The 12,888-nt window shown below is 65.0% G+C and carries 9 protein-coding genes; 3 read left to right on the top strand and 6 right to left on the bottom strand.

The annotated features are described in order from the left end of the window. Positions 1–28 precede the first annotated feature (28 nt). Complete coding sequence (locus ACZLZY_RS06485) at positions 29–2,248, bottom strand: ice-binding family protein (protein ID WP_472932821.1); 2,220 nt, start codon at positions 2,246–2,248, stop codon at positions 29–31. 154 nt (positions 2,249–2,402) lie between these two features. Here ACZLZY_RS06485 and ACZLZY_RS06480 point away from each other — a divergent pair, with 154 nt between their 5' ends. Next, positions 2,403–3,083, top strand: a complete 681-nt coding sequence (locus ACZLZY_RS06480; RefSeq protein WP_472932820.1) for a Crp/Fnr family transcriptional regulator — start codon at positions 2,403–2,405, stop codon at positions 3,081–3,083. 22 nt (positions 3,084–3,105) lie between these two features. On the opposite strand, the gene ACZLZY_RS06475 is transcribed toward ACZLZY_RS06480, so the two are convergent. The 4 genes from ACZLZY_RS06475 to ACZLZY_RS06460 form a co-directional block, all read right to left on the bottom strand. Continuing rightward, complete coding sequence (locus ACZLZY_RS06475) at positions 3,106–3,624, bottom strand: L,D-transpeptidase (protein ID WP_472932819.1); 519 nt, start codon at positions 3,622–3,624, stop codon at positions 3,106–3,108. A 142-nt stretch (positions 3,625–3,766) separates the two neighbouring features. Continuing rightward, positions 3,767–4,480 (bottom strand): HAD family hydrolase, encoded by a 714-nt coding sequence (locus ACZLZY_RS06470; protein WP_472932817.1) that lies wholly within the window; start codon positions 4,478–4,480, stop codon positions 3,767–3,769. A gap of 67 nt (positions 4,481–4,547) precedes the next feature. Continuing rightward, entirely contained in the window at positions 4,548–5,333 is a 786-nt protein-coding gene (locus ACZLZY_RS06465) for a nitrilase-related carbon-nitrogen hydrolase (protein ID WP_472932815.1), read from the bottom strand. 117 nt (positions 5,334–5,450) lie between these two features. Beyond that, positions 5,451–6,824: an aspartate aminotransferase family protein gene (locus ACZLZY_RS06460; RefSeq protein ID WP_472932813.1), complete on the bottom strand. Its 1,374-nt coding sequence runs from the start codon at positions 6,822–6,824 to the stop codon at positions 5,451–5,453. Positions 6,825–7,157: 333 nt separating this feature from the next. Here ACZLZY_RS06460 and ACZLZY_RS06455 point away from each other — a divergent pair, with 333 nt between their 5' ends. Beyond that, positions 7,158–7,895 carry a hypothetical protein gene (locus ACZLZY_RS06455; RefSeq protein ID WP_472932811.1) on the top strand — a complete coding sequence of 246 codons (738 nt, stop codon included), beginning with the start codon at positions 7,158–7,160 and terminating at the stop codon, positions 7,893–7,895. A gap of 32 nt (positions 7,896–7,927) precedes the next feature. Here ACZLZY_RS06455 and ACZLZY_RS06450 read toward each other — a convergent pair whose 3' ends face one another. Further along, positions 7,928–8,626, bottom strand: a complete 699-nt coding sequence (locus ACZLZY_RS06450; RefSeq protein ID WP_472932809.1) for a DNA-3-methyladenine glycosylase — start codon at positions 8,624–8,626, stop codon at positions 7,928–7,930. Between ACZLZY_RS06450 and metH the strand changes: the two genes are divergently transcribed. Beyond that, positions 8,625–12,398: a methionine synthase gene (metH, locus tag ACZLZY_RS06445; RefSeq protein ID WP_472932807.1), complete on the top strand. Its 3,774-nt coding sequence runs from the start codon at positions 8,625–8,627 to the stop codon at positions 12,396–12,398. The genes ACZLZY_RS06450 and metH overlap by 2 nt on opposite strands. The last annotated feature ends 490 nt before the right edge of the window (positions 12,399–12,888 follow it).

Genomic DNA, 12,888 nt, shown 5'->3' with positions numbered 1-12,888 from the left:
CGACGGTGTAAGGTTCGCTGCCGGCGATTTACCAGCTGTAGCTAAGCCGTCCCGTTCCGGAATAGCTCTGGCTGTCTCCCGACAGCTTGCTGTCGACGAAGCCCGCAACGGCAAAGCCGTTGGTGAAGCGGACCTCTGCCCCGGCTGAGGCGAGCAGCGCATCGCCACTGTCGTCAGCGCCCTCGACGCGGAACTTCGAGCCTGGCAGCGCCCGGAAGCTGACATCGGATTCAGCGTCCTCGCCTTCGTCGTGCGCCCAGGCCAGCCGGCCCCGAAGCGCCAGCATCGCGGTGTCGTCGAGCACGATGCTCCGGCCGAAGCGCGCGCCGAGTTCGGTGCGGGTGGACGTCGTCTGGTCGGAGGAGGTGTCGAGCGCGAACAGCGCGCCGCTGGCCGACGTCTTCTCGCCGTAGGAGGGCGTGAAGAAGGTCTGCACCTGCAGCGAGGCGTAAGGCGTGACCCAGCCCGAGCCGGGCAAGGCGATCAAGTCCGGCACGTCGAACCGGTAGCCCGCCTCGATCTGCGCGGCGACGTCATAGGCGGAGAAGTCCGCGCTGTACCGGTCGATGGCGCCGATGATGACGCTCCGCTCGGTCGAGACGTCGTTGTAGCTGGCCGCCAGAGCCGCCGACACGTAGGCCGCATCGAAGTTCCTGCGGCCGTAGAGCGCGGCACTCACCGTATCGATGCTGCCATAGCCGTTCCCGCCGGAAAGATCGAACTGGCTGTTCGAGCCGCCGATCGAGAAGCCGACCAGCGTGTCGGGATCAATGAGGTAATCGATACCGCCGGCGAAGCCCGCCGTGTTGATGTCGCGGTCATGGCTGCCGATGCGGTTGTCGCCGTCGGTCGACGTCGTGCCGCCATAGCCGGAAATCCACGCGCTCCAGAGCCGGGGATCTGGCCGTGTCAGCGGCAGCAGCGGCTCGCGCGACTGCAGCGTCGCCATAGCGCCGAGCGGCGCGGCGTCGCCAGGACCGTAGCCGAGCGCGCGGATCGTCGGCGACGGTCCGGTCGGCTGCTGGCTGTTGAAGCGCTCGTTGGCCGGGATGAGGCCATCGTCCTCCGGCGGCGCGTTTCCACCGTCGGGGCCAGGGCCGCGAGGGCCGCCGGGCGCACCCGGGCGATCGCCGAACGGGCCACGGTCGCCGTTGATGCGGTCGAAGATCTGGGTCAGGAACGAGTTCATCGCCTCCCGGCCGGCGGGTGCAACGGAGGTGCCGATCTCGCCGGTCAGCTGGCCCAACACGTCCAGCAGCTGGTTGGGTGTCAGGAGCGCGAACACCAGCGGCAGTCGGCCGCCGCGGCGGACCGCATTGTCGATGCCGCGGGCGACGGCGAGTTCGTTGCGCGTTGCGCGCCGTGTCACGACAACGGGTGTGGGTACGACCACCGGCGTGCTGACGACCGGTGTGCCATCCGGCGCGGTGACGATGGGTGTGCCCGCGGGAACGGTGACGGGGGTGCCGTCGGGCAAGGTGACCACTGGCGTGCCGTCGGGGGTGGTGGTGACGGGCGTTCCCGCCGGGACGGTCACGACGGGCGTCGTCGGCGACACGATCGGCGCGATCGGCGCCGTCGTCGCGGTGCAGACCGAGATCGTGTTGGTGTCGAGCGTCACGGCGCCGTTGCGGGCGAGCGCCGCGCCGCAGTTGATGCTGGCGCTGGTGTTCAGCGCGATGCTGGTCAGCGCAAGGACCTGGCCGGACAGGACCGAACCGGTGCCAAGCGTTGCCGAGCTGCCGACGACGAAGAAGACGTTGGCGCCTTGCGCGCCATTGATCAGCGCGACGCGCGAGGCGCTGCCGGTGGTCAGCGTGCTGCCGATGTTCACCACGAAGACCGCATTGGGATTGTTCTGGGCGTCGAGCGTCAGCGTGCCGGTCAGCTGGGCGGAGGTGTCGTAGGAATAGACACCGGGTGCCAGAACCAGGCCGGCGAGGTCGCGGCCGGTCAGGTTGCGGGTCGCCGGCCGGTTGGCGAGATCGGTGTACTGGGCGACAAGATCGATCTGCGCCTGCACCGCGACGCCGTCATTGATGAAGATGCTGTAGGGCGCGGTGACGATGCCCGGCGAGAAGAAGCCGGTGACGGCGGTGCCGGGGCTGAGGCCGATATTGCCGGTGATGACGCTCGGACCGGTGTTCGTCACCGTTGATCCGGCGAGAATGGCAAAGCTCGTCAGATCTTCCGCCTGCGCGACACTCGAAAAACCTGCCGCCACGGCAAGTGGAACCAATCCTGCCATACCAAGTTTTTTTACTGAATTTCTGCGCATGCCCTGCTCCAAGACGTAGTAATTCCTGTCTTTTTTAGATTTCCTTTTAGATTCGTCTGAGCAAAATTGCTCACTCGAAATAATTTTCCGAGAGTCTAGGTTAACATTTTCGGGAGGTCGTAACGTGCAAGATATTTTGCCGGACGATTTTGATGTGAAGAATTTTCTAGTCCAAGCCGGTCTGGCTAAGAATCCAGCAAAATTTTTAAAGAACGAGAGAATTTTCGTGCAGGGCGAGGTCGCCGACACGATCTTTTTCATCTCGCGCGGACAGGTAAAGCTGTCCGTCGTTTCGCAGCAAGGCAAGGATGCCGTCGTTGCTATCTTGAACGTCGGGGAGTTTTGCGGTGAGGGGTGTCTTGCGGGTCAGCCCAACCGGATGGCGACCGCTGCTGGCATGACCGACTGCGATCTCATCCGGATTGACCGTGCCGTGTTCGCCCGCCTGCTTCAGACCGAGCCGGTGTTTTCCGAGTTCTTCGTTGCCTATCTCCTGCGCCGGACGATCCGGGTGGAGGAGAGCCTGATCGACCAGATGTTCAATTCCAGCGAGAAGCGACTGGCCCGCACGTTGATGATGCTGGCGAACTTCGGCATTGACGGCAACTCCTCGGCGGTGGTCGCCAAGGTCAGCCAGGAGACGCTTGCCGAGATGATCGGCACGACCCGCTCGCGGGTCAGCTTCTTCATGAACAAGTTCCGCCGGCTCGGCTTCATCAGCTATGGCGAGACGCTGGAGGTCCATCCCTCGCTGCTGACCGTGATCCTCTACGACCGCTCGTCCGAGGGCAGCCTGGAACTCTGATCCGGGCGCGCCGCCAAGCGCCCTAGCGCTGGACCATCACCGGCGTGCCGACGCGGACGCGGTCATAGAGGTCGATAACGTCCTCGTTTGTCATGCGGATGCAGCCGTAGGAAACAAATCCGCCAACCGAGTTCGGTCTGTTCGTACCATGAATGGCGTATTCGCCGCCGGCGAGCGTCAGTGCGGCAACGCCGAGCGGATTGTTCGGCGCGCCGCCGGGGATCACGTCGGGAAGGTTCGGGCTGTCGCGCTTCACCGCGGCCGGCGGCGCCCAGTTGGGACGGACATACTTGCCGGTGATCGACGACAGGCCCGTCCACTGCCGGTCCGCCCGTCCGACGCCGACCGGATAGGCCATCGCCTTGCCGGATCCCAGCAGCAAGAACAGCCGGCGTTCGGTGGTGTGGATGACGATGGTGCCGCGGGCGATGCCGGTATCCTCGAACGTGACGCGCTCGCCGGCATGGGACGCGTCGGCACTGATCGCCAATAGCAAGGCTGCCGACAGGCCGAGCGCTACGAGGGAAGAGCGAAGAGGCAAACGGAACCGGTTTCTGTGGGAATTTCCGCGGCCGTCGTGCGGTCGGGAGCCCTCCACATGGGCCGGGCGCAGCTGAAAAGCAAACTCTTCGCCGCAGCCGTGATGCCCGCAGGACACCTGGCCGGGCATAGGCATCCCAAGATCAGTCCTCAGACGGCGTGCCGAGGAGAGCCAGCAAGGCGCTGAGATCGTCCACGCGGTGATCGGCATGCGTGCCGAGGGCCTCTGCAGCCGCCTCGGTGCGCGCGATGCCGATGGCGAGCGCGCCGGCGGCCCGGGCGGCATCGATGTCGTGGGTGGAGTCGCCGACCAGGGCGATCGCCGACGGCGCGACGCCAACATGCCGGGCGAAGGCCGTCACCATGCCGGGGCCGGGCTTGGCGCCATGGCCTGAATCATAGCCTGCCACGAAGCCGAACCATTGCTCGATCCCCAGCGCGGAAAGATGCGCGCGGGCGTTCTGCTCGGAGTCATTGGTGGCAAGGCCGATGGCGATGCCGCGCTGCTGGAGGGCGGCAAGCGCTTCGGCGTTGTCGTCATAGCCGGTCAGCGAGGCAAGGCTCGCAGCGCGGTAGAGCGTGTTCACGCGGTCATCGAAGGCATCGTCATGCGCGAGTCCCAGCCTTGCGGCCCATTGCGGTGCGAAGTCGCTCGTTGCGCCCGCGATGATCGGCGAGGTCGCGGTGAAGCGCTGCGTTGCCGGCAGGAAGCCGGCCGCCGCCGCCATGTCGGCAAGGCACGCGGCGTCGCCGCCGGCGAGTTCACCGAGCACCGCTGCCGTCGCCGGTCCCCAGGTCGCCTCGAAGTCGAGAAGCGTGCCGTCCTTGTCGAACAACACGCCGGAAATCTCTCTCATGTTCTCATCCTGTCGACCGGTCCTGCCCCTGTTGGGCTCAGGGGCCCGGCAACTCTCTCCGGACATTTCAGGGGCGGCGGTGCAGCGCGAGTTCGGCAAGGTAGGGATTGTCGGCGATGCTCTGGGCGAAGTCCTCTGGATCGAGCGTTGCGCTCAACAGCTGCGGCTTGTCGTCGGGCGCCACCACGATGCGGCTGCCATCGGGGGCGGCGATGCAGGAGAGGCCCTGGTAGACGAAGCGGCCGTCATGTCCGACATGGTTGATGTAGACGATGAAGACCTGGCTTTCGAACGCCCGCGTCGGCACGACGTATTCCGCGACCATCCGCCCCGACCCGCCGGCGGGGAGGGCGGTCGGCACGAAGATCACCTGCGCGCCGGCCTGGGCGAGTTCGCGCACCCGCTCGGGAAACTCGACGTCGAAGCAGACGAGCGCGGCCGCCTTCAGGCCGCCGACCTCGAACACCTCGCAGGACCGGTTGCCGGCGACGAAGAGCGTTTTCTCGTAGGGTCCGAAGAGGTGCTGCTTGGCGTAGACGAGCGGCGGCAGCCGCGGGCGGACGATCACCGCGGCGTTGATCACGCCCTCGCCTTCGCGGAGCGCGATGCCGGTCACCACCGTGATGCCGTTCGCATCGGCGAGTTTGCTGAGCTCGCGGACCGTCTCGCCGTCGATCGTCTCGGCGGCGTCGCGGATCGGGTCGCCGGCGCCGTAGCCGGTCAAGGCGAGCTCGGGCAGGACGATGACGTCGGCGCCATCCGACGCGGCATCGATGATCATCCACCGGATGGCAGCCAGCCGGGCGACGGGATCGCCCATGTCGGCGCCGAGCTGACAGGCACGCACCTGCATCGAAAGGTCCTTGTCTCCAGGCGCACCCGGTCTCTATGGCCCGCAGCGCGAACCGATGGCCCGCAGTGCGGGCCGATGGCGCCGGACTACCGTCGCCTTGCGTCGGGATCGTGGCCGTCAGCCCCGCAGAAACGTTACCGTATCCTGCAGCGTCAGGGCGAACCGGTCGAGCATGTCCATGATCTCCGCCTCGGTGATGATCAGCGGCGGGCAGAAGGCGATCTGGTCGCCGATGGCGCGGATGATCAGGCCGTGCTCGTGCGCCTTCTGGAAGACGAAGCCGCCGGCCTTGCCGACCGGGTCGAAGCGGGTCTTGTTCGCCTTGTCGGCGACCAGCTCCAGCGCCGCGATCAGGCCGACGCCGCGGACCTCGCCGACCAGCGGGTGGTCGGTGAAACGCCGGCGCAGCTCCGACTGCAGGATTTCGCCCATCGCTTTGGCGTTGGCGACAAGACCCTTCTCCTCGATAATGTCGAGGTTCTCGAGGCCGACCGCCGTCGCCACCGGGTGCGCGCCGGCGGTGTAGCCGTGGCCGAGCGTGCCGATCTTGGCGGTGTTGTCGGCGATGCCCTGGTAGATCTCGTCCGATAAAAGGACCGCGGCGAGCGGCTGGTAGGACGATGTGATCTGCTTCGACACGACCAGCATGTCCGGCTCGATGCCGTAATACTCGCAGGCGAACATGGTGCCGAGGCGGCCGAAACCGTTGATTACCTCGTCGGCGACGATGAGGACGTCGTACTTGCGGCAGATCTCCTGAACCTTCGCCCAGTAGCCTTCCGGCGGCGGCAGCACGCCGCCCGCTCCCATCAAAGGCTCGCCGATGAAGGCGGCGATGGTCTCCGGGCCGGCGTCGAGGATCGTCTGCTCGAGTTCTGCCGCGAGGCGATCGGTGAACTCGGCCTCGGTCTCGCCGGCAAGGCCGTAGCGGTAGAAATGCGGGCAGGTGACGTGCTTGACCGGAATGATCGGCAGGTCGAAGTCGCGGTGGTTGGTCGGCAGGCCGGTCAGCGAGGCCGACGCCATGGTGATGCCGTGATAGGCGTTGACGCGGGAGATGAAGGTCTTCTTCTCCGGCCTGCCGCGGGCATTGTTGTAGTACCAGACCAGCTTGACGACGGTATCGTTGGCTTCCGAGCCGGAATTCGTAAAGAACACCTTGGTGAGCTTCTCCGGGCTCATCTTCACCAGGCGCTCGGCGAGGTTGATCGCCGGCTCGTTCGATTTGTGGCTGAACGAGTGATAGTAGGGCAGCTTCTGCAGCTGCTTGTAGGCAGCATCCGCCAGCCGCTTCTCGCCGAAGCCGACGCCGACGCTCCAGAGGCCCGCCATCGCCTCGATATACTTGTTGCCCTGGTCGTCGAAGACATGGATGCCCTCGCCGCGGTCGATGACAATCGGCCCGATCTCCTCGTGCTTGCGTGCATTGGTGGCGGCATGCAGCACGTATTCGACGTCGCGGGCATAGATGGAATTCGGCAGCGGCTTCATGGGACAGGGCTTTCCAACGCTTCGATCAAGCGATCCTAGCACTGCCGCCCGCGGCTCCGCAAAACCTCCCGGAACTATTTCCTGCCTATTTTTTGGCGTCGCCCAATATTTGGAATCGGGGGCTGAAAAAGCGCGACTGCGTCCAGTCAAAACGTCATGCGACATGCGCTGAACGCATTCTCTTGTCGCGCAACGGCCGGTGTATTGAGTGCGGCTTGTCGAGCTTGCAACGTAAGCTCGTTGCTACCTAATAATAGAAATCCTATAAAGATCTTGTGCTGAAAATCAGTCCGCGTACGATTTGTCTAGTTCTGGACTGGCGGAGTTTATGGCATGAAGAGCGCTTTAGACATTGCGATAGCAGTCTTTGAATTGCTTCAGCGTGTTGTAGTATTTGCGTTAATTGCCTTTCTATTGTTATACCCCGCATCGATCGGGAATGCTTTAGATAGAATGGGATTGGTGGAGGGAGACGTCTGGGGATTCAAGTGGAAGAAGCAACTGGCAATTAATGACGCTACTGTTGCAAATCTTAAAAGTAATGTCATTGATTTGTCGGCCCAACTGAAAGAATCCAGCAAGGCGCTATCGATCTCGCCCTCGATGTCGACCCTCAGCGGGGAGGCGACAACGTCTACCATCCACCAGAGTGCTACCGCCGTTCAAGCTGACCGAAAACTTGTCGAAGATAACGCAGCAGCGATCGACGCGGCCAACCAAGCTGTGGCGGCCGCCGAAAACACATTCACCGCCAATACGGCGCTTATCGGGAATGAAGCCGGTTTGTCGCAATGGGGCATCGTCGCTGGCGGCAATTCAGCGGAATCGGCGGCCAGCATTGAACTGAGGCGCGCGCTTTCGGCCGGATATCCGCAAGCGAAGCTTTACCAACGGCTGAATTCCTACAGGACGGTTATTCCGTTCGGCACGCGCCAAGAGGCTGGTGGAAACCTTCAGGACGTTCGTTCCAGAATGCACCGGCCTGACGCTTATGTCGTCGATCTCGGCTCATGGTGCGTCGGCGGGCAACCAACTGGTGAAAACATTATTCAGTGCGGAAGCGTATATTAATCGGTGGTTGTGGTCCGCACGCTGCTAGCGCTTCAAATGCTGCTCGGCATCGGCCGGCTAAGGAAGCGTGATCCAGAGCCTCCAAAGCGCCAAGCCCTATCGACGCCACGCGTGATACCAATACGGACACCGCTTATGACAAGCGGCGGCGAGATTGCGGGTGATATGTCAAAAGGCGGCGCATCGAGCGCCATCCCGTCGTGCCCGCGGTCGACCGCCAGCGCTTGGCACAGCCGCCCAGGACCGGCGCAGAGCTTGCGCACGTCTTCCATGCGCCGTCGCGCGCGCATCGCGTCGATCCCGGCGGTCGGCTCGAGCGCCCGGATCAGCACTGCCGCGCCGTCGCCTTCCGGCTCGCACACTAAGTTGAGGCACCAATGAATGCCGTAGGAGCGGTAGACATAGGCGTGGCCCGGCGGTCCGAACATCGCGGCGTTGCGGGGCGTCATGCCGTTGACGCTGTGCGAGGCAGGGTCGGTGCCGTCATAGGCCTCGGTCTCGACGATCACGCCGCCGGCCCCGTCCACCGTCAGAGTGCAGCCGATGAGGTCAGCCGCCACCACGGCCGCCGGCCGATCGAAGAAGTCCCGTTCCAGCACCCGCTCTTTTCCCCCCGGCCGCGCCGACGTAATGTTGCCAGCGAGATAGCGTCGTCGAGACGGCTCGCCATAGGCCTTATAGTGATATAAGGATATGTTTATATGAAGTGGCATTGCGCCGAGGTGACCCATGACCGACATCACCGATCATCTGTTCGACGCTGCCCAAGCGCCGCGCGACGACGCCCGGACCGCGCTGATGAAGGCGGCGTCGGAGCGCATCCTGATCCTCGACGGGGCCATGGGCACGCAGATCCAAGGGCTCGGCTACGAGGAGAGCCATTTCCGCGGCGATCGCTTCGAGGGCTGCGCTTGCCACCTGCAGGGCAATAACGACCTCCTGATCCTGACCCAGCCGAAGGCGATCGAGGCGATCCACTACGCCTACGCCATTGCCGGCGCGGATATCATCGAGACCAACACCTTCTCCTCCACCTCGATCGCCCAGGCCGATTACGGCATGGAGGACCAGGTCTATGAGCTCAACCGCGACGGCGCGCGCCTCGTTCGGCGCGCCTGCCTCCGCGCCGAGCAGGAGGACGGCAAGCGACGCTTCGTCGCCGGCGCGCTCGGGCCGACCAACCGCACCGCCTCGATCTCGCCCGACGTCAACAATCCCGGTTTCCGCGCCACTTCCTTCGACGAGCTGCGCCTCGCCTATGGCGAGCAGCTGCGCGGCCTCATCGACGGCGGCGCCGACCTCATCCTGATCGAGACGATCTTCGACACGCTGAACGCGAAGGCTGCGATCTTCGCCTGCAACGAGATTTTCCTCGAAAAGGGCGTCGACCTGCCGGTGATGATCTCCGGCACCATCACGGACTTGTCCGGTCGTACCCTGTCCGGCCAGACGCCGACGGCATTCTGGCACTCGGTGCGCCATGCCCGGCCGTTCACCGTCGGCCTCAACTGCGCTCTGGGTGCCGCCGCCATGCGCGAGCACCTCGCCGAGATCTCCGGCGTCGCCGACACGCTGGTCTGCGCCTATCCGAATGCCGGTCTGCCCAACGAGTTCGGCCAGTACGACGAGAGCCCGGAGGAGATGGCCGCGCAGATCGCCGGTTTTGCCGACGAGGGGCTTCTCAATATCGTCGGCGGCTGCTGCGGCTCGACGCCTGACCACATCCGCGCCATCGCCGCGGCCGTCGCCGGCAAGCCGCCGCGGGCGGTGCCCGAGCACGTCCCGGTCATGCGCCTGTCCGGCCTCGAGCCGTTCACGCTGAGCTCGGACATTCCCTTCGTCAACGTCGGCGAGCGGACCAACGTCACCGGCTCGGCGAAATTCCGCAAGCTGATCACCGCCGGCGACTTCAACGCCGCCCTCGTCGTCGCGCGCGACCAGGTCGAGAACGGCGCCCAGATCATCGACATCAACATGGACGAGGGCCTGATCGACTCGGAACGCGCGATGGTCGAGTTCCTGAACCTCGTCGCCGCCGAGCCCGACATCGCCCGCGTCCCCGTGATGATCGACAGTTCCAAATGGTCGATCATCGAGGCCGGGCTGAAATGCGTCCAGGGCAAGCCGCTGGTCAATTCGATCTCGATGAAGGAGGGCGAGGCGGCCTTCCTGCACCAGGCGCGGCTGGTGCGCGCCTATGGCGCCGCCGTCGTCGTCATGGCCTTCGACGAGGAGGGGCAGGCCGATACCGAGGAACGCAAGGTCGAGATCTGCACCCGCGCCTACAAGCTCCTGACCGAGGAGATCGGCTTCCCGCCGGAAGATATCATCTTCGATCCCAACGTCTTTGCGGTGGCCACCGGCATCGAGGAGCACAATAATTACGGCGTCGACTTCATCGGCGCGACCCGGCGGATCACCGAGACGCTGCCGCACGTCCACATTTCCGGCGGCATCTCCAACCTCTCCTTCTCGTTCCGCGGCAACGAGCCGGTGCGCGAGGCGATGCACGCGGTCTTCCTCTACCACGCCATCCAGGCTGGCATGGACATGGGCATCGTCAATGCCGGCCAGCTCGCGGTCTACGAGACCATCGACGCCGAGCTGCGCGAGGCCTGCGAGGACGTCGTCCTCAACCGCACGCCGAAGGGCGAGGGCAACGCCACCGACCGCCTCCTGGAGCAGGCCGAGAAATACCGCGGCACCGCCGGCAAGGAGGCCCGCGTTCAGGATCTCGCCTGGCGCGAATGGCCGGTCGACAAGCGTCTGGCGCACGCCCTCGTCAATGGCATCACCGAATACATCGACGTCGACACCGAGGAGGCGCGGCTTGGCGTTGCCCGCCCGCTGCACGTCATCGAGGGTCCGCTGATGGCCGGCATGAACGTCGTCGGCGACCTCTTCGGCGCCGGCAAGATGTTCCTGCCGCAGGTGGTGAAGTCGGCCCGCGTGATGAAGCAGGCGGTGGCGATCCTGCTCCCCTACATGGAGGCGGAAAAGCTCACCAATGGCGGCGCCGAGCGCCAGGCCGCGGGCAAGGTGCTGATGGCAACCGTCAAGGGCGACGTGCACGACATCGGCAAGAACATCGTCGGCGTCGTGCTGGCCTGCAACAATTACGAGATTATCGACCTCGGCGTCATGGTGCCGGCGACGCGCATCCTCGAGGAGGCGAAGAAGCACAATGTCGACGTCATCGGCCTCTCCGGCCTGATCACGCCCTCGCTCGACGAGATGGTGCATGTCGCCGCCGAAATGGAGCGCGAGGGTTTCAACATCCCGCTCCTCATCGGCGGGGCGACGACCAGCCGCGTCCACACCGCGGTGAAGATCGACCCGCGCTACAATGCCGGCCAGACCATCTACGTCACCGATGCCAGCCGCGCCGTCGGCGTCGTCTCCAACCTCCTCTCGCCCGAGGGCAAGGACGCCTACATCTCCGGCATCCGCGACGAATACGTGAAGGTCGCGGCGAACCACGCCCGCAGCGAATCCGAGAAGAAGCGCCTGCCGCTGGAGCGTGCCCGCGAGAACGCCATGCAGCTCGACTGGGCGGCCTATGCTCCGCCCAAGCCCAGCTTCCTCGGCACCCGCGTCTTCGAGGAATACGACCTCGCGGGCCTTGCCGACTACATCGACTGGACGCCCTTTTTCCAGACCTGGGAGCTGAAGGGCCGCTATCCCGCGATCCTCGAGGACGAGAAGCAAGGCGAGGCCGCGCGGGCCCTCTTTGCCGATGCGCAGGCCATGCTGAAGCAGATCATCGCGGAGAAGTGGTTCCACCCCAAGGCCGTGGTGGGCTTCTGGCCGGCGGGTGCGGTCGGCGACGACATCCGCCTGTTCACCGACGAGACGCGCGAGGCGGAGAAGGCGACCTTCTACACCCTCCGCCAGCAGCTCTCCAAGCGCGACGGCCGCCCCAACATGGCGCTCTCCGACTTCGTCGCGCCTGTGGGTTCGGGCCCTGCGGACTATGTCGGCGGCTTCGTCGTCACCGCGGGCATCGAGGAGGAGGAAATCTCCAAGCGCTTCGCCCGCAACAACGACGACTACGCCGCGATCCTCGTCAAGGCGCTCGCCGACCGCTTCGCCGAGGCCTTCGCGGAAGCCATGCACGAAAAAGTCCGGCGCGAGTTCTGGGGCTATGGCGCCGACGAGACGTTCAAGCCCGACGAGCTCGCCGGCGAGCCCTATCGCGGCATCCGCCCGGCGCCCGGCTATCCCGCCCAGCCCGACCACACCGAAAAGCGCACGCTCTTCGGCCTCCTCGACGCCGAGGCGGCGATCGGTGTGACGCTGACTGAGAGCTACGCCATGTGGCCCGGCTCCTCCGTCGCCGGCCTCTACCTCTCCCACCCCGAGTCGCATTACTTTGGCGTCGCCAAGGTCGAGCGGGACCAGGTCGAGGATTACGCCGCCCGGAAGAAGATGCCGTTGGCGGAGGTGGAACGCTGGCTCGGGCCGATCCTCAATTACGTGCCGGTGGCGGAGGCAGCGGAGTAGGAAGGTTGCAAAAGAAGGCGCGGCTCCCACCGCGTCGTCATCCCTCTTGCTCTAGAGGCCCCGAAAAAGCTGCCGCGACACCTGAAATCTCATCGTCCCGGCGTTAAGCCTGGCGACCTCAAAGGACAGGCCGCAACAGCCAAAGCTTCGTCATCCCGGACTTGATCCGGGATCCATTCCTCTCCGCGTCAATAGCCCTCCGGTTCAGAACACTCGGGAATGTCGACCGTTACTCCGCTTGTTCGACGGCTTGGCATGGATCCCGGTTCAAGACCGGGATGACGAAAGTTCTGATGGGTTGCCGGTGTTTCGACGCGGCGGGTCGCTCCCGGGACAACCGATCGAACAGCGCTCCATTGCCGAACATGGCGCCCTTCCTCGCCCCGACGGGGAGAGGGTGCCGAGCGCAGCGAGGCGGGTGAGGGGCCGCCGCGCAGCGGCGGGGCGGCGCTTGAGGCGATCCGCGGTGGCGCCCCCTCATCGCCCTGCC

This window comes from Mesocryomonas lacus (genome assembly GCF_055730135.2).
Note: the sequence above shows the minus strand (reverse complement) of the source record. Positions and strands in the feature narration are given on the sequence as shown.